This is a genomic window from Mucilaginibacter sp. MD40 (assembly GCF_002288635.1).
In the GTDB taxonomy this organism is placed as follows: Bacteria; Bacteroidota; Bacteroidia; order Sphingobacteriales; family Sphingobacteriaceae; genus Mucilaginibacter.
Genome location: NZ_NRSW01000001.1, coordinates 284,478 through 302,039, shown reverse-complemented (window position 1 = coordinate 302,039; position 17,562 = coordinate 284,478). Strand labels below are relative to the sequence as shown.

Here is a 17,562-nt window from a genome sequence, read left to right as displayed (position 1 = left end):
CTGATTTTTTTCATAATAGTGTTTGGTTTAGTGTTTATGCCTCTGCAGCAATGCGGGGGCATAGCTTTTTAGCGGGTTTTAAAACCAACAATATTTCGCAGGTAATTATTCATCATGCTGATATCTATCAGGTCATTGAGGTAACCGATATGCATATCCGGCCTTACGATGATGGCTTTGCGTGTGCCCTCTGCTATTTGCAAGCTATCAAACACTTGCTGGTTTGATGATGAGTATGGCAAATGAAAGAAATTGATAGCGCCGTTGTAATCCTGCGTAAGCCACTTGGCTATGGTGAATAAAAAGCTTTCTTGCACTTGGCCAAAGGTAAGGAGCGTGAAACCGGATTTAGCGCACCAGCTATGCAAATCAGTGTTAGCTTTTTTCTTTTCGTCGAAAATTTCCAAGTAGGGTAGCCTGTCGCCGGCTTTTATCTCGGTCGGCCTGCCTAATGATAAGCTCAGTTTGCTATCGCGATAACTGATGCCGATCTGTGATGCTCGTTTAAAAAAGAAATTGCGGGCACTTTCTTTCTCCCAACCAAACTTGAGCACGCGTGGTACCACATAGCGCTTTAACAAATTGCCAAACCAGGTGCGTGAAGTAACCACGTTGAAGATCCTATCGGTAGTATTTAGCAATTCTTTGGCTACCGGCATTCTTTCCTCTCCGTAGCTGTTAATGATGTGAGGTGCTATTTGTCCGTTGATCACCGCGGCCAGTTTCCAGGCAAGGTTATAAGCATCCTGCAGGCCGGTGTTCATGCCCTGGCCGCCAACCGGCGAGTGGATGTGAGCGGCATCTCCCACCAGGAAACAGTTACCCTCATTAAACTGCGTAGCCATACGATGATGCAGTTTATATGTGGTGAACCAATTGATCTTTTCTACATGAATCTCTCTTTTGGTGATCCTGTTTAAAGCAGGCAGAACCGCCTCAAGCGTTGGGTTTTCTTCATCCTCTAACTCGTCGGGCAAACTGGCTACTATCCTGAAACTATCGGCTTCCGGCAGCGGGAAAAAACCGGCGAAGCCCTGTTTATCCATGTACAAAGTGATGAGCTGATCATCCATAACCGATCTTAGCTTAACATCTGCCAGGAAAAACTTATGCTTGTAGGTATCACCGCTAAAATGCATGCCCATTTGCTTGCGCACAGTACTATGCGCGCCATCAGCGCCTATTACATAATCGCAGGTGATTCGGTAAGTATGCTCGCCCGCCTGCAAGGTCGCTTCGCTTTTAGTGCCTAACTGGCGTAATTGTACAAGCGAGGTTTGCCAGTAAACAGGGCAGGTAGCTTGTGTTAAATAATCGAGCAGTACACGTTCGTTTTTACTTTGTGGATAGAGCAGGATGTATGGAAACAGCGTTTGCTGGCTACCAATTTGATTAAGGTTGAGTTCTGCAAGGTAATCTCCATCCTTAAAATAGGCTAAACCTTTGGCTTTCTTGCCCTCCTGTAATATTTTGTCAACCACCCCCATTTGCCGATAGATCTCCAGCGAACGCGCCTGCACAGCCAAAGCTTTTGATTGGTCTGTAGGGCCGGGCTTACTATCAATAATAACCGGTTGTATACCGTAGCGCAGCAATTGCGCGGCCATCATCAATCCTGATGGACCTGCTCCTACAATGAGCACGCTGGTATGTTGCGGCGGCCTCAGCATCAGGCGTGGAATAGCAGGAATATAGCCGGTCGTTTCCGCAGATCGGGCACCTGTTTTTGCCAGGCTGCTATGGTTTGGGTTTTTATAAATTCTGTAGGTGCCGTAATATCGCAGGCAATGCAAAGGCGCGTATTGGGTTTGCAGGTTTTTAAAACTTCCTGCAGCATGCTATCATTGCGGAACGGAGTTTCAATAAACAATTGCGTTTGTTTATGGCGCTCGGCAGCATTCTCCAGCTCCTTAATGCGGCGTGTGCGGTCAGCTTTGTCTATCGGCAAATAGCCGTGAAAGGTAAAACTTTGTCCGTTAAATCCGGATGCCATAAGCGCCAGCAAGATAGAGCTTGGCCCCACCAATGGCACTACCGTTATCCCTTTGCGATGCGCTTCGGCAACAATATCAGCGCCGGGGTCGGCTATGCCGGGGCAACCAGCCTCGCTCATGAGGCCAACATCGTTACCGGCCAATAATCCCTTAAAAAAATCCTTCAGTCCGCTGTCGCGATTATGCTTGCCGTAATCATGTATCAGCAGTTCGCTTTGCGGCGTTTTTAGTCCGGCTTGTTTCAGGAACTTGCGGGCGGTTTTCTCATTCTCTACAATGTATTCCTTAATGCTGTTAATGGTATCGGTAAGGTACGGCGTAAATGATTTAGCCGCGGCATCATCAGCAAGGGGGACAGGTATGAGATAGAGTGTTCCGTTTGGCATGGTAAAGGTTTATGGTCCCACTTAAACCCTCCCTAAAAGGGAGGGTTTAAGATGAGATTGTTTCTTTATTTCAGTTTAGCTAAAGCTGTTCTGATGCGTGGTGTCATCTGCTCGATATCTTCCAATGCAGTGGCGCCTACTGATGCCCTGAACCAGGTCACTTCTTCGCCTGTGCCGAAAGCTGAGAATGGTACAAAGGCTACACCTGCTTCTTTTATCAGGTAGAAGTTTACGTCGGCGCTGTTCTCCAGTACTTTGCCATCCGGGGTTGTTTTGCCGGTATAGTCTAACTTAATGGTCAGATAAATAGCGCCCATCGGCTCTATCGAATCAACCGCGAAGCCTTCCGCTTTTAATTGCTGGAAACCTTCATGCAGGGTATTCAGGCTTGCCTGTATCCTGTCTTTCAGGGTATCCAGGTAGCTGTTCACGAAACCTTCATTTTTCAGGTATTCGGCCATAGCAACCTGCTCGGCCTTTGGCGACCAGGCACCCATGTGGCCAACAATAGCCTTCATGTTATTGATGATAAACGCCGGGCCGAAACCCCAGCCTACACGAACACCGGTAGCGGCAAAACATTTTGAGCCGCCGTCAATAAACACGGTGTAATCTTTCAACTCCGGGCGAAGGGTCACCGGATCATAATGTTTGTACTCGCCGAAGGTTAGCTGAGAATAGATCTGATCATACAAAAGGTACAGCGGTTTTTCATCCGCGCTACGGCTTTTGTTTTCGGCAATCACCAGGTCGCATATTTCTTCCAGGTCCTTTTTACCAAACATGGTACCGGTGGGGTTAAGCGGCGAACACAGTGCCAGCAAGGTAGCGCCTTTCAGGTGCGGGCGTATCTCATCTGCCGTAGGCATAAAGTTATTTTCGGGGCGGGTTTCTACCAATACGGCTTCGGCACCGGTAAGGTCGCAGTAGTGGTTATTGTTCCATGATGGTGTAGGGAAAACCACTTTATCGCCCGGGTCAACTAAGGCCAGGTAAGTAGAATATATTAAAGGGCGCGATCCGCCTGATATCAGTATCTGGTTAGCAGCATAATCCAACCCCAAAGTACGGTTAAGGAATGCAGAAACGCTCTCGCGCAGGCTAAGCATACCATCAGCCGGTGGGTAGTTGGTTTGGTTATGATTGTAAGCGTCGATGATGCCATCGCGCAGTTCGGCCGGGATAGGGTAAATATCAGCGTCGAAATCGCCAATGGTGAGGTTGGCAATATTCTGGCCCTGTTTTTTCAATTCGTTTATCTCGCCGGCTATTTTGATGATCTCAGAGCCATGAAGATTTTGTGCTAATACCGATATTTTCATTATAGGATATATTGAGTGCCAAAGATAAGAAAAAGAGATGAAGCCTAACCCGGCCTGCTCTGAAGTAACGCCGGATAAATCCCGCTATTACAAGGAGAGAAGCAATCGTTAGCCTTAATCTATCTTATACAGAGGAGAGGGTTCTAAAACACAATCCTTTTTAAGTCCCGTACTTTGGAGAGGATTTAGGTGAGGCTTATTGCTTACGTATTCGGTAATAATAAAAAAAGGCGAAAAGTTCATCACCTTTCGCCTCTATATATTATACTTTCAACGCTATCAGGCGTACGCTTTTCTCAGCTTGATGATCTTTGCCCAGTGCATCAGTTTCATTACCGGGTAAACAGGGTCTATCTCGAACCATTTAGCGCCGAAGTTTGCGCTGTTTGGGCGTTTATGGTGGTTGTTCTGGAATAATTCGCCAAGCATCAGGAAATCAAAAGGGGTAGTGTTTTTTGATTTATCGTTGTTATCAAAGTTAGCGTAACCGTATTTGTGGCCACACCAGTTTACAATGGCTCCATGCAGCGGGCCCATCAGAAAATGTATGGGTAGCAGCAGGAACATCCACCAGGCGGTAGCAAACTGAATGTAAAAAGCTACATATAGCAAACCGAATACGATACGTGATACCATTGATGAAGCAATTACGTCAAGGAACTTCCACTCAGGGTAGTTGCCCCTAAAACGTTCTTCCGGTTCTTTTAAACGTCGTTCGTGCATTTTATACGTTTGAGCGGTGTACCACATCATCTGGAAAACGTCCTTAAAAAAGTGGGGCGAATGCGGATCTTTCTCCGTATCACTGTAGGCATGGTGCTCGCGGTGCATAATAGCATAAGCACGCGGGTTTAAATATGACGACCCCTGGAAAATATAGGTCATAACATAAAATGTACGCTCAAAAAACTTATTGGTGGTAAACATTTTATGAGACGCGTAACGGTGCAGGAAAAACGTTTGAAAGAATAGCGACAGAAACCAATGCGCAAGAAAAAATATTAAAATAATCACACTTGTAAATTTGCAGTATTTATAAAAGGATACAAAGATACGGTTAAATGCCCTAAACTGTTCATCCTAACAAAAAAACAAAAGAGCCACTTGTTTTAGCAAGTGGCTCTCTTTAAATTAATCAAATGTATTATGCATGCAGGTCACGCAGTGCTTTAATGCTATCATGGCCTTCGTTAACGGCATCCTGCTGGCGCGATAACATTTCAATGTGTTGTGGTGCCAGGCCATTATCTTCGGTTAACGCGTCCTGGTATGCTTTTTTAATGGCATCCTCACCACGTTCGCACTCATCTAATATGGCTTTACGGTCGTGGCCGCTAAAGGTAGCTTTTACATCGATCCATGCGCGGTGTAAAGTACCGCTTACAGAGTTGCCTGTTTCCAGCTCGCCACCTAATTGACCTACGGCTGCACTTAATTCCTGTACATTTTTGCGGCTGTCGCTGGCAAATTTGTCAAATACTGCTTTAAGGTCTAAATCACCTTCGCCCAGGTCTTTTGATGCACGGGTGAATCCATCAATGCGGTCGTTATTGATTTCTATTAAGTCGTTTAATACTTCAACTGCTTTTTCTGTGGTAGTTTCCATAATGGTAGTTTTTAATTTAATAAATTTATTGCAACCACCATGCCATACTTTAATTTGAAATTAATTATTTTTCAAATTGAAATAACAAATGTTGGTAAACAATTATAAGACCGGTACATAAACAGAAAGCCGCAATTGCCTGATTGCGGCTTTACAATTCTGTTCAGATTTTAATTATGCTTTTTCTCTTTTTGCCGGTTGGTTGATAGACGATTCGGCACATTGCGTAAGCAATTCATCGGTTTGCTTCTCTTCCTGCAGCGTAGCGTCCAGTAGTTCAACCGCTTCGGTATAACCTAAGACACCGGCTAATGATTTAAGCGTACCGTATGACGCGATCTCATAATGCTCTACCTTCTGGCAGGCCGAAATAATGCCCGCATCACGTGTAATGCTGCCATCTTCGGTACTTTTTACAATCTCGTCCGCTTCTTTGATCAAGCCGTCCATTGCTTCGCATTTCTTGGCCACGGCTTTCTCATCGATAGATTCAAAAACAGACTCAAGGCGGGTAATCTGGTTTTCGGTTTGGTCTCTGTGTGTTAATATAGCATTGCGCAATTCTTCTGTGGTGGCTTTTTTAGCCAGTTTGTCCAGCGCTTTGGTCAGGTGTTTCTCTGCCCAATAAATGTCTTTTAACTCATCAATAAATAATTCGTTCAAAGCCGACTCTTCGGCTATTTCCGTGGTTTCGGGTGATTTTTTTGTTTTAGTTGCCATAGCATATAGATGTTAATGTTCTTTTATAGAACACAACCTACCGCTATATGTTTTCTTATTAGGATAATTATTTAATTTAAGCTCCTTTCTTGGTCTGCAAGCTTTGCATTAACTGATCGTACAGATCATTACTTTTTGTTTTATGCGGTTTAAGTTTTTTTATGGTTGCCCGCTTACCTTTAGATTTTTGCTTGATGATGTTAAGTAATTCATTGGTATACTCGTCCTTGAATTTAGATACATCAAACTTTTCGGCGTATTGCTTTATCAGGGCCAGGCCCACATCCAGTTCTTTCTTACTTACTTTCACATCATCGGCAACATTTAATTCTTCAGTGCCGCGTATTTGCTGGCCAAACCGTATGCGCGTTACTACCAGCACATTTTCTACCGGGTGCACAATACAAAGGCTTTCGGTGCTGCGCAGAACAAAACGTGCCAGGCCTGCCTTGCCCGATTGCTTTAAGGCCTGTATCAATAGTGCATAAGCTTTGTTGTTTTTGGTGTCGGGCTCGGTGTAATAGGATGTTTCATAAAACATCGGGTTCACTTCATCAATATCAACAAAGCTTTCAATTTCTATTACCTTGCTTTTCTCGGGGGCCGCGGCCTCAAAGTCGGCATCATCCATTATCACATAATCGTCGTTAAGCTTGTAGCCCTTTACAATCTTATCATACGGTACTTCTTTGTGAGTTTTCTCATTAACGCGCTGGTAACGTATACGTTCATGGTCGCGGTTGTCCAGCATATCAAAGTCAAGCGATGTAGTTTGCACTGCCGAATAAAGCTTAACCGGTATGCTAACCAGCCCAAAGCCTAATGAACCTTTCCATATCGATCTCATAGCGTTACTGTTGATGTGAATTAACATAACCAATGCTATGCTAAAGAGTTTTAACGCATGAGTCGCATATCTAACAAGCCGCCATTTTCGTTATTTTTGAAATGATGAATAACTTCAGTAACTACGCAAAGGAATATATCCACCTTAATGATGAAGAGATAAGCTTGATGTTATCTGTAGCTACTGAAAAAAAGGTGCGCCGTAAGGATATGTTGTTGCAGGCTGGTGAGATATGCCGCCATAAGATATTTATACTCGGTGGCATGCTCAGGCTTTTTCGTACCCGCGAGGACGGCAGCGAGCACAATATGTATTTTGCGCCCGAACACCATTGGATGACCGAGCCCGAAAGCCTTGGCAATGGCACGCCTACGCTTTATGATATTGAGGCCCTGGAAGACACACATATGCTGCTATGGGCCAAACGCGACTTCGTATCGTTGTCTGTTGCTATCCCAAAACTGAAAATATACAGCGAAAACATTATTGCCCGCAATTTGGCCATGACACGCGAACGCGTATTTAATACTATGAGTGCCACCGTAGAGGAACGCTACGAAGATTTTGTACGCAGCTACCCGGATATTTTTAACCGGATACCGCTGCACATGGTGGCTTCGTATCTTGGTGTATCGCTTAAAACGCTAACCCGCGTAAGGCATGCGCAGGTAAAGCGGTAAAATAAAATAAGGACAAATGTCCTCTTTTTAGGCGCTGGGCCGGCAGACATTTGTGTTATTGATTTACTTATAAATAACACATTAACATGAAAGTATTTGTAACCGGCGCTTCGGGCTTTGTGGGCTCGGCCGTCATCCGGGAGTTAATAAAAGCAGGGCACCAGGTATTGGGGCTTGTCCGTTCAGACGAAGCGGCACAGGCAGTTGCCAATGCCGGTGCCGATGTGCATCGCGGTTCGCTGGAAGATATAGAGAGCGTAAAAGCCGGAGCTGCTGCTGCCGATGCCGTAATCCACTGCGGCTTTATCCACGATTTTTCAAATTTTAAAGCCAGCTGTGAGTTAGACCGTAAAGTGATCGAAGCCATAGCCTCTGTTTTGGAGGGTTCATCGCGCCCATTTGTGATTACATCGGGCACAGCGTTATTATCGGGTAATGGTTTAGCAACTGAAGATAAGCAGCCTTCTTTTACATCAGAACAGTTCCCGCGTGTAGCAACAGAAGAGGCTGCACGCGCTGCCGCCGAAAAAGGTGTAAAAGTGTCTATAGTGCGTTTATCTCCATCAGTACATGGCGAGGGCGACCATCATGGCTTTGTGCCCATACTGGTAAGGCTGGCCAAAGAAAAGGGGGTATCTGCCTATGTTGATGGCGGCACCAACCGGTGGACGGGCGTACACCGCCTTGATGCCGCTAAACTTTACGTACTGGCTTTGGAGAAAGCGGCTGACTATGCCAATTATCACGCATCATCAGAAGAAGGGGTGCCGTTAAAAGACATTGCGGAAGTAATTGGCCGCAACCTTAACCTGTCAGTTGTTTCAAAAACCGGCGATGAGGCTACGGAACACTTTGGATGGATCCAGCATTTTGTAATGCTCGATAACCCAACATCGCATACTATAACCAGCGAAACCCTCGGGTGGGAACCTACAAGCCCAACACTAATGGATGACCTCGAGTCGGGTATATATTTTAAGTAAAATTGCAGGGGCGTAAGCAATTAACGCCCCGCAACTTTATCTATAGGGGTGGTGTGGTAATTACACTTTACTTAGCCTGCGTCACAAAAATTTTGCACATTTGTGATTATGACGTCGCAGCCCGAAAAAATTGAGCAATACTTTATTATAGATTTCGACAGCACCTTTACACAGGTAGAGGCACTGGATGAGTTGGCCCGCATTTCGCTTAAAAACCATCCGCAGCGCGAGGATATCTATAAACAGATTGAAGACCTTACCAATGCATCAATGGAAGGGCGCCTGTCGTTCACCGAAAGTTTGCAGCAGCGGGTTAAGTTGCTTTGCGCCAACCGCGAGCACCTTAAAATGCTGATAAGTCATTTAAAAAAGAAGGTTTCTACGTCGTTCTCCCGCAACACGGTATTCTTTAAAAAGCACCAGGATGAGGTGTTGATCGTTTCCGGTGGCTTTAAGGAGTTCATTACGCCGGTAGTAACGGAATACCATATCAAGAAAGAGAATATCTACGCCAATACTTTTGTGTTTGACGACGAGGGAAATATCATCGGCTACGATAAAGAAAACCCGCTATCGCAAGAGGGTGGAAAAGTAAAATTGCTGAAAGAGCTTAACCTGCAGGGCGATATTTACGGCATAGGCGATGGCTACTCTGATTTTCAGTTGAAAGAGTCGGGCATGATCAAAAAGTTCTTTGCCTTTACCGAGAATATCGAACGTAAATCGGTAGCTGAAAAAGCTGACCATATTACACCAAGTTTTGATGAGTTCCTGTACATCAATAAACTACCGCGTGCTATATCATATCCTAAAAACCGCATTAAATGTTTGGTAGTGGGCGATATTGACGAGGAAGCGCTAAGCCAGATGAAACGCGAGGGCTATAACATCCGCCACCAATCCACAATTGAGGATAAGTACTTGCAAGAGGCCGGCGTTTTATTTTGCGACGAACACCATCAACCAACCATTGAGCAATTAGAAAATGCGGGCCGATTGAAAGTGATAGGTTGCTTTGGAAAGGTGGCCAGCAAAAAACTCTCTGAAGCTGCCGGGGAAAAAGGCATCATCATTTTTGATGATCCGAAGCAAAACCCTCGTCACTCAGATTTTATCCCCAAGCGTGTTATCGCCTTTATGAATGAGGGTAAAACCCATATGAGCTGCAACTTCCCTGATCTGCAGCCACCACGTGTTAACAATGCTCACCGCCTGATACACATTCACAAGAACGTACCCGGCATACTGGCGCAAATAAATGAGGTATTCGCCAACCACAACATTAACATTGTAGGCGAGTTCCTGGTAACCAACCCGCAAATTGGTTACGTAATTACCGATGTGGACGCCGGTTACGATACCCAGGTGCTTAACGAGTTAAAGGCTATTGAACACACCATTAAGTTTAGGCTGCTGTATTAACTTATTGAAGGTGTCATTGCGAGCGTAGCGGGGCAACCTCATAGGTGTATTTATAAAGTTGTTATTCTGAGGAACGAAGCATCTACCTGCGAGATAGTAGATTCTTCGCTGTTGCTCAGAATGACAAGATATTTTTTTCAGCTCTTTGCCGTGACTAAAGTGATTAAAGCTTAATCCTTTTCCCCAAGCGGTACTACCATTACCGGTACCTTCGCATTGCGTATCACTTTTTCGGCTACACTTCCCATCAGCAACCTGTCGATACCCGTACGGCTATGCGTACCGATAACGATCAGATCGGCTTTGAACTCTTCGCTGCAGTTAAGTATGCCATCGGCAGTTGAACCAAATTCATTAAAATGGGTGATCTCTAAACCTTTACCGTACTTTTCAATTACCTGGTGAATGATGTTATCGGCATGTTCGCGCTGTATATCCATCACGGTAACGTCGTTATAATCTGCCGTAGGCAATGGCATACCCATCAGGTTATCGGCACCGCTGCCGGTATCAGGCGTAACGGCAGGTTCAACAATGTGTACCAGTGCTACATGGGCGTTAAAGGTTTTAGCTAAATCAAAGCCATAGCTGGTAGCGTACTCAGCATATTTGCTGTCATCTATACCGATCAAAATGCGGCTGATCTTCATGTTTTATGAGGATTAAGGATTTAAGCTATAAACAATCAGCCGCGAATATGTTTTGAGGGCTTCGTTGCTAAAGTTTGTATTTCGAAAATAGCCTGTTTCGGTAACCACCCAACTTGGCAGTGTCTGTTCGCTGCGCGGAGTAAATACCCTGTTCGCCGCTAAAAAAGTAAGCCGTAAAACAGGCCACTGCAAAGAACATGGCATACTCTCCGCCGAAGAGTTCAATACCCATCAGCGTACATGCCAGCGGCGTGTTGGTAGCACCGGCAAATACAGCGATAAAGCCAAGCGCGGCAAAAAGACTAACCGGCGCGTTTAGTATATCCGCAAGGCTATTACCCAATGTGGACCCAATATAAAATAGGGGTGTAACCTCACCGCCTTTAAAACCCGTTCCAAGCGTTACGGAGGTATAGATCAATTTCCATAACCAGCTAAAAGCATCGGCACCGCCATGTTTAAAGGCGGATACTATGGTTACCGCACCAGGATATTCCGCATCCACCCCCAGTCCAAGATAGTCGGGTTTACCTAACGCAAACGTTAAAACGATGATAATTATACCGCCTATTGCCGGGATGAGCCAGCTTATCTTTATTAACCTTAGAGCGGTATTCTTAACCAGGTGTACCGCCCGGGCAAATGCCATTGACGCCAGGCCAAATAAAGCAGATGATAGTATTATTTTACCCAGTAACAAAAAGCTTAGCGGTAAATGCTTGCCGTAAAAATCTCCGCCCGCGTTTATCACATCAATATGATACTGGGTATGATGTACACCCCATGCTGATACGGTAACATCTCCAATAAGAGCGGCAATTAAACAAGGCAGCAAAGCATTATACTGTATGCGCCCTATAGCAATAACCTCAAGCGCGAAGATGGTACCCGTTAGCGGCGTACCAAAAACAGCCCCGAATCCGGCTGCAACGCCGGCGGTAAGTATCAGCTTTTTATCCGCCTCATTCAGTTTAAACCAGGAGCCAAATAAATTAGCGAGGCTCCCTCCAATTTGCACCGCTGTTCCCTCGCGCCCGGCCGAGCCACCAAATAAATGGGTGATAACGGTTGTCAGCAGAATAAGCGGGGCCATACGCTTAGGTACACCTGCACCCGGCTGGTGTATCTCATCGATGATGAGGTTATTACCGCGTTCGGCGCTTTGCCCGTACCATTTATAAAGTAAATGGATGGCAATACCAGCCAGGGGCAAAAGATAAAGTAACCAGGTATGCCCAAACCTGAAATGGGTGGCCCAGCTAAGCAGCCACAGAAAAAAAGCGACTACGCTACCAATGGCAATAGCTACAGGTATACTAATAAGCGTCCACCGCAATAGATAACTAAAAAGATTTAACTGTTTTGAGATGATATTTTTGAACATAGCCTACAAGCAAATAAATAAAAAATCCATTTGAGTAGGCGTCATCAGCTTTGCAGCGGTTCAAATAGGCAGAACACCATTGCCTTTTGTGAATAAGTCAAAATTAAAAAATCAAAATTAAAAATCAAGAAACATTTTCAACTACTTCTCTATGAAATCGGGTTACCTTATCATCTAAGGGTTATTAATGATATGGGTATTAAAGAAGAATCGGTAAATATTAGTATCAGTTGGACAGAGCTTTCTAAGCGTACAAAAGCGGCTTTGATCATTACTGCCTTATTTGCCATGTCGATCATTAGGCTTAGTTTTGGAACGGAGTACGTAGGTTATTTTGCAGGCGAATGTGATATGTGCAATCTGGAATACGCGATTACCGACGACCAACTCATTCTTCAAAAGCCTTCAAAAAAAAGCGTAGAGGCTATACAGATAATCAAGGGTGACTTCAGCGACCTTAAATTTAATGCCCCTTTGCTGCTGCTATCCAACTTAACAAGAACCTTTGGTTGCCCCGACTGTACCGATGGCGGCGGCTATATAATAGGCTTCAAATTTTTATGGATAGATTTTAAATTCAGCTTTGATAGAAGCTCCGAGCCGTGGTATTTTAAAGGTATGGCGGATATTGTAAAAGACCGAATGCGGTGTATTGAGAAAATTGAAGCATCGCAATCAAAAAATTAACTTTCCTATATTTGCTCTTATGAGCATCTCGCCCGAAATTGAAAAAAGATTAAACCTGCTGCAGGAAAAATATGATGCGATGGGGCAGGACATGACCTCCTACCTGGATGGCTTGCTGCATGCCGACTTTTTGACCTATTGGGATTACATTCATCTGGATACGCTGCTGAGCCTGCAAAGCCCCAAGACGCAGTTCCCGGATGAGGAGATATTTATAATGTACCACCAGATAACAGAGCTGTATTTTAAGCTTTCGTTACACGAGTGCAAGCAAATTGCGGAAAAGGAAAGCCTTACCGTAGATTTTTTTACCGCACGTGTAAAAAGGATTAACCGGTATTTTGAGGCATTAACCAACTCATTCGAGATCATGGTGGATGGTATGGAGAAAGAGCAATTCCTGCAGTTCAGGATGTCGCTGCTACCGGCCAGCGGTTTCCAGAGCGGGCAATACCGCATGATAGAGATCCACGCTACAGACTTTATTAACCTGGTTGCTCCCGCATATCGGGACAAGCTACGCGACGCATCTGTTGAGCAGCAATTTGACCAGATCTACTGGAAATATGGCGCTACCGAGTTATCAACCGGTAAAAAAACGCTTACGCTAAATCAGTTCGAGAAAAAATACGCCAAAACATTTATCGAGTTAGGCAAATCGGTACATCGTACCAATTTTAACACTTTGCTACACCAAATGCAGCTGAAGGGCGAAAACACCAGGGCCCTTGAAGAACAATTGCGCCAGTTAGATATTAACGTAAATGTAAACTGGCCGTTGAGTCACTATAAATCTGCCGTGCGTTACCTGCACCGCGAGCCAGAGGAAATTAAGGCTACCGGTGGTACCAACTGGCAAAAATACCTGCCACCCCGTTTCCAGAAGCGTATATTTTACCCTTCTTTGTGGAGCGAACAAGAGGTTAACGAATGGGGTAAAGGTTGGGTAGAAAAGGTGGTGAGCGAGCTGTAGTCCAGTTAGCAATTTTAAGTTTGTATTGGCCTCAATATAGTTTTGATTTAGCTAAATTGCAGTGCCATGAAACCTGTTAGCTATTTTTTCACCATCATTACCTGCGGTATCATCTGTTTTGCCGTTACCTCTTTCACAATTAAAGAAAACTATGTAATCAGCGACCTCGGCCATTTTTGGGAAGCTGTGGATAGTTTAAAGGATGCCCAAACCAGGGAGGATAGTATTGCCATTATTCAAAAGTATTACCTGGACAGGATGAGCACTGAGGGAAAGATGTTCATCAGTATACGCGGGTATACCGCTCCTGAATTGGTGAATACCATACGCCGCTACCCTAAATATCTGAAACAGGTTCGTTTAAAGACCGAAAATATTTCAGCATACACAGCCATGCTGGATAGCGGTTTTGCAAAAATGAAAGCGGCTATTCCGGACTATAAGGTACCACGTGTGTGCTTTGCTATAGGTTGTTTCAGAGGTGGGGGCACCAGCGAGGGTAACCTGATTTTGATGGGGACAGAAATAGCATTGGCAACCTCTGATATGGATTTTTCGGAATTAAAAGGAAACCTGCGTACGGCCCTGTTAAAAGGTATTAACCTTAAAGAATTGGTGATGCACGAAAGTGTTCATGGCCAACAGTTCCACAAAAAGGACGATAATTTGCTGGCTATTGCTATGAGAGAGGGTTGTGCCAACTTTTTATCAACCTATATTTTAAATGATGGCCATTTACCGGGTTTAGATCAATATGGTTTGGAGAACGAATGTGAGCTTTGGAATAAATTTAAGTCAGGCATTAATAGCGAGGATGTATCTCAATGGTTCTATAACACTGGTACCATAAAGAACAAACCTGCCGATCTTGGCTATTTTATAGGTATGCGCATTTGTGAAGCTTACTACAACCGGCAAGCGGATAAGCAGCAGGCAATTAAAACGCTGCTTGACAGGGCTAAGTACAAAGAGGTGTTAGAGCAAAGTGGATATGATGGGCATTGCGATAATGTAAAGGCTGATAAATGATCAAAGCGCTTTTATAAAGAGGGATTTTAAAACTTAACATTTTTTCACATTTGGGCATGCGCACATTTTGTAGTTTTACTACGTTAGATATTTATGCGCTTTAAATTACTTCTGCTTTTTTTCGCTTTGTCGGGTTGGGTAATGGCTGCTCATGCGCAGCAAACCACCATCAAGGGCGCTATATATAAACGTATTTCATCAGAAAGGCTGAGCGGTGTTGCGGTAACCAATGTAAAAACCAACGTTTTTGTACTGTGTGATACCCAGGGTGGCTTTGCTATTACCGCGGCGCCCGGCGATACCCTGCTGTTTACCAAGAGTGGTTTTACGCCGCAAAAGCAAACAGCTTCGGCTTATGGCATGGTGGTGTATATGCAGCCCGAGATGCAGCTGGGCGAGGTAAGGATTGTTGGGCAAAGCAAAAAGCAGGAAATGGCCGACATCATGAAAACCTATCGCAGTAAAGGTTTATATTTTGATGGTAAACCGCCGGTTACCACATTTCTGCCCATAGGAGGCTCTCCACTTACTGGTCTGTATGAATTGTTTGGTAAAGAAGCCAAAAATTTGAGGCGATTTGCCCGTTATCAAAAGCAGGAACTGGAAGCCACAGAGGTAGATAAGCGCTATAATAAACCTTTCGTTATACGGGTAACAGGCGAAACTGACTCCGCCAAAGTACAGCAGTTTATGCATTTTTACCGGCCCTCATTTGAAGACCTAAAACAATGGGGTGAGTACGATCTCATTAAACACACCAAAGAGCAGTGGGAATATTTTAAAAAGAACGGCGGTGAAGACCGGTTGCAGAAATTGTATTAAAGAGGGGAAATACATAATAAAAATGCGTCATTGCGAGGAAGAATATTCTCTAACTCAAATCCCTAACGCTGCACAAGCTTTCTCCGCAGCAAGTTTTTCGGCATTTTTTTTACTAAACTCTTTGCCGGAGCCTAATATATCGCCATCAATATTTACCTGTATGGTAAATAACTTGGCGCTTTCGCCCTCCATGTTGGTAGTTAGTTCGAAGGTAATATCCTTGCCATGGCGCTGGCACCACTCTATGAGCTTACTTTTAAAGTTGGTTTCGGTTTGCTCCAGGGTATGGATATCAATATGGGCTTTAATAATATGGTTTACCAGGAAATGGCGGGTAAAATCGTATCCTTTATCCAGGTAAACGGCGCCTACAAGCGCTTCAAAGGCATCGCCAAGCAGTGAGCCTGAGCCTTGGCGTCCGTTAGATAAGATCTTCGGGTCAAATTCAACCAGTTTATCAAAGCCAAGTTTGCGCGCCAGTTGGTTGAGGTTGTTTCGGCTTACTATTTTAGAGCGTAGTTCAGTAAGGAAGCCTTCGTCCTCATAAGGGTATAATTTAAACAATACCTCGGCTACTACACTGCCCAGCACTGCATCACCCAGAAATTCAAGCCGTTCGTTACTGTTCTTTACGCCCTTTTTAATGTTTTGGGCAACCGACTTATGGCGAAAAGCCAACCGGTATAACGACAAATTGCCCGGCACAAAGCCGAGCAAATTCTTTAAGACCTTAACGTATTTTCTATTGGGAGAAAGATATAGCTTGTAAAATCGGCTAATTGGCATCCAATAAAATTAGTCCTGGTATTTTTTAAATATAACTGACGCGTTGTGGCCGCCAAAACCAAACCCGTTACTTTGCGCAACATTAACCACACGCTTTTGCGCCTTATTAAAAGTAAAATTAATTTTAGGGTCAAAGGCAGGGTCGTCTGTAAAGTGGTTAATAGTGGGCGGTACTATATCGTTTTGGATAGCCAATATAGCAGCAATAGCTTCAACAGCACCGGCAGCGCCTAAAAGGTGCCCTGTCATTGATTTGGTAGAGCTGATATTGATATCGTAGATACGGTCGCCAAAAGCATCGGTGATGGCTTTAACTTCTTGCGGGTCGCCAATTGGAGTTGATGTTCCGTGTACGTTCACATAATCCACATCGTTAGGCGTTAAACCTGCGTCCTCAAGGGCTGCCTTCATTACCAGCGAAGCGCCAAGGCCTTCCGGGTGAGGGGCGGTCATGTGGTAAGCATCGGCACTCATGCCACCGCCAACCATTTCCGCGTAAATTTTAGCACCACGGGCTTTTGCATGCTCCAGTTCTTCTAGTATGATGGTACCGGCTCCTTCACCTGCAACAAATCCGTCGCGGTCAAGGTCAAACGGGCGCGATGCGGTCGCAGGGTCGTCATTACGGGTACTCAGCGCGTGCATGGCGTTAAAACCACCAATACCAGCTTCGTTTATGATAGCTTCAGACCCGCCGGTAATAAACATGTTTGCTTTCCCAAGGCGAAGGTAATTAAAAGCATCAATAAGCGAATTGTTTGATGAAGCACAGGCAGATACCGTAGTAAAGTTTGGCCCGCGCAAACCATATTTGATAGAGATATGGCCCGGTGCAATATCGGCGATCATTTTAGGGATAAAGAACGGATTAAATTTAGGTGTACCGTCGCCTTTGGCGAAATTGGTCACCTCATCTAAAAAGGTCTTTAAACCACCAATGCCTGATCCCCATATAACACCTATACGGCTGGTATCAAGTTTCTCGAAATCTAAACCGGCGTCTTTAACTGCTTCCTCTGTTGAGAATAAGGCGTATTGCACAAACGGGTCCAATTTGCGGGCATCTTTGCGGCCCAGGAAACCATCTGCATCAAAGTTCTTTACCTCACAGGCAAATTTAGTTTTGAAATTGGTAACGTCAAAACTCTTAATAAAGGCAGCGCCGCTTACTCCGTTAATAAGACTATTCCAGTAATCTGCAACAGTGTTACCAATAGGAGTAAGCGCTCCAAGCCCGGTTACAACAACTCTTTTGAACTCCATTTATTAAC

General features: G+C 44.6%; 18 protein-coding genes and 1 riboswitch. Of the genes, 7 read left to right on the top strand and 11 right to left on the bottom strand.

Annotated features, from left to right (window positions below):
* Positions 1-68: 68 nt before the first annotated feature.
* The 7 genes from CKK33_RS01370 to CKK33_RS01340 all read right to left on the bottom strand — a co-directional run bounded on the left by CKK33_RS01370 (position 69) and on the right by CKK33_RS01340 (position 6,875).
* Positions 69-1,670, bottom strand: coding sequence for an FAD-dependent monooxygenase (locus CKK33_RS01370; RefSeq protein WP_095702383.1), 1,602 nt, complete (start codon positions 1,668-1,670; stop codon positions 69-71).
* Positions 1,670-2,380, bottom strand: coding sequence for an SAM-dependent methyltransferase (locus tag CKK33_RS01365; RefSeq protein ID WP_095702382.1), 711 nt, complete (start codon positions 2,378-2,380; stop codon positions 1,670-1,672). The genes CKK33_RS01370 and CKK33_RS01365 overlap by 1 nt, the downstream gene beginning before the upstream one ends.
* A 65-nt stretch (positions 2,381-2,445) precedes the next feature.
* Positions 2,446-3,702 (bottom strand): pyridoxal phosphate-dependent aminotransferase, encoded by a 1,257-nt coding sequence (locus tag CKK33_RS01360; RefSeq protein WP_095702381.1) that lies wholly within the window; start codon positions 3,700-3,702, stop codon positions 2,446-2,448.
* A gap of 279 nt (positions 3,703-3,981) precedes the next feature.
* The gene (locus tag CKK33_RS01355) at positions 3,982-4,716 is read right to left on the bottom strand and encodes an acyl-CoA desaturase (protein WP_095702380.1); all 735 of its coding nucleotides are present in this window, start codon (positions 4,714-4,716) and stop codon (positions 3,982-3,984) included.
* 130 nt (positions 4,717-4,846) lie between these two features.
* Entirely contained in the window at positions 4,847-5,308 is a 462-nt protein-coding gene (locus CKK33_RS01350; RefSeq protein ID WP_095702379.1) for a PA2169 family four-helix-bundle protein, read from the bottom strand.
* A gap of 174 nt (positions 5,309-5,482) precedes the next feature.
* Positions 5,483-6,028 carry a ferritin-like domain-containing protein gene (locus tag CKK33_RS01345; RefSeq protein WP_095702378.1) on the bottom strand — a complete coding sequence of 182 codons (546 nt, stop codon included), beginning with the start codon at positions 6,026-6,028 and terminating at the stop codon, positions 5,483-5,485.
* 76 nt (positions 6,029-6,104) lie between these two features.
* Positions 6,105-6,875, bottom strand: a complete 771-nt coding sequence (locus CKK33_RS01340; protein WP_095705709.1) for a Ku protein — start codon at positions 6,873-6,875, stop codon at positions 6,105-6,107.
* A gap of 101 nt (positions 6,876-6,976) precedes the next feature.
* Here CKK33_RS01340 and CKK33_RS01335 point away from each other — a divergent pair, with 101 nt between their 5' ends.
* The 3 genes from CKK33_RS01335 to CKK33_RS01325 all read left to right on the top strand — a co-directional run bounded on the left by CKK33_RS01335 (position 6,977) and on the right by CKK33_RS01325 (position 9,960).
* Positions 6,977-7,555, top strand: coding sequence for a Crp/Fnr family transcriptional regulator (locus tag CKK33_RS01335; RefSeq protein ID WP_095702377.1), 579 nt, complete (start codon positions 6,977-6,979; stop codon positions 7,553-7,555).
* 86 nt (positions 7,556-7,641) lie between these two features.
* The gene (locus CKK33_RS01330) at positions 7,642-8,538 is read left to right on the top strand and encodes an SDR family oxidoreductase (protein ID WP_095702376.1); all 897 of its coding nucleotides are present in this window, start codon (positions 7,642-7,644) and stop codon (positions 8,536-8,538) included.
* Between the two features lie 108 nt (positions 8,539-8,646).
* Positions 8,647-9,960, top strand: a complete 1,314-nt coding sequence (locus CKK33_RS01325) for an HAD-IB family phosphatase (protein WP_233138126.1) — start codon at positions 8,647-8,649, stop codon at positions 9,958-9,960.
* A gap of 170 nt (positions 9,961-10,130) precedes the next feature.
* Here the strand turns inward: CKK33_RS01325 and CKK33_RS01320 are convergent, their stop codons facing one another.
* Positions 10,131-10,610, bottom strand: coding sequence for a universal stress protein (locus tag CKK33_RS01320; RefSeq protein ID WP_095702375.1), 480 nt, complete (start codon positions 10,608-10,610; stop codon positions 10,131-10,133).
* A 67-nt stretch (positions 10,611-10,677) separates the two neighbouring features.
* Positions 10,678-11,994: a voltage-gated chloride channel family protein gene (locus CKK33_RS01315; RefSeq protein WP_095702374.1), complete on the bottom strand. Its 1,317-nt coding sequence runs from the start codon at positions 11,992-11,994 to the stop codon at positions 10,678-10,680.
* A gap of 28 nt (positions 11,995-12,022) precedes the next feature.
* A riboswitch (Fluoride riboswitch) is annotated at positions 12,023-12,087 on the bottom strand.
* Positions 12,088-12,186: 99 nt separating this feature from the next.
* On the opposite strand from CKK33_RS01315, the gene CKK33_RS01310 reads away from it, so the two are divergent.
* From CKK33_RS01310 to CKK33_RS01295, 4 genes are all read left to right on the top strand, one after another.
* Positions 12,187-12,681 (top strand): hypothetical protein, encoded by a 495-nt coding sequence (locus tag CKK33_RS01310; protein ID WP_095702373.1) that lies wholly within the window; start codon positions 12,187-12,189, stop codon positions 12,679-12,681.
* A 19-nt stretch (positions 12,682-12,700) separates the two neighbouring features.
* Positions 12,701-13,654, top strand: a complete 954-nt coding sequence (locus tag CKK33_RS01305; RefSeq protein ID WP_095702372.1) for a tryptophan 2,3-dioxygenase family protein — start codon at positions 12,701-12,703, stop codon at positions 13,652-13,654.
* 66 nt (positions 13,655-13,720) lie between these two features.
* A complete protein-coding gene (locus CKK33_RS01300) occupies positions 13,721-14,683 on the top strand; it encodes a hypothetical protein (protein ID WP_095702371.1) in 963 nt (320 codons plus the stop codon).
* 93 nt (positions 14,684-14,776) lie between these two features.
* On the top strand, positions 14,777-15,505 hold the full coding sequence (locus CKK33_RS01295; protein WP_095702370.1) for a hypothetical protein: 729 nt from the start codon (positions 14,777-14,779) through the stop codon (positions 15,503-15,505).
* A 54-nt stretch (positions 15,506-15,559) separates the two neighbouring features.
* On the opposite strand, the gene rnc is transcribed toward CKK33_RS01295, so the two are convergent.
* Both rnc and fabF read right to left on the bottom strand, forming a co-directional pair.
* Positions 15,560-16,291, bottom strand: coding sequence for a ribonuclease III (gene rnc / locus CKK33_RS01290; RefSeq protein ID WP_095702369.1), 732 nt, complete (start codon positions 16,289-16,291; stop codon positions 15,560-15,562).
* A gap of 9 nt (positions 16,292-16,300) precedes the next feature.
* Complete coding sequence (fabF, locus tag CKK33_RS01285; RefSeq protein WP_095702368.1) at positions 16,301-17,554, bottom strand: beta-ketoacyl-ACP synthase II; 1,254 nt, start codon at positions 17,552-17,554, stop codon at positions 16,301-16,303.
* Positions 17,555-17,562: the final 8 nt, after the last annotated feature.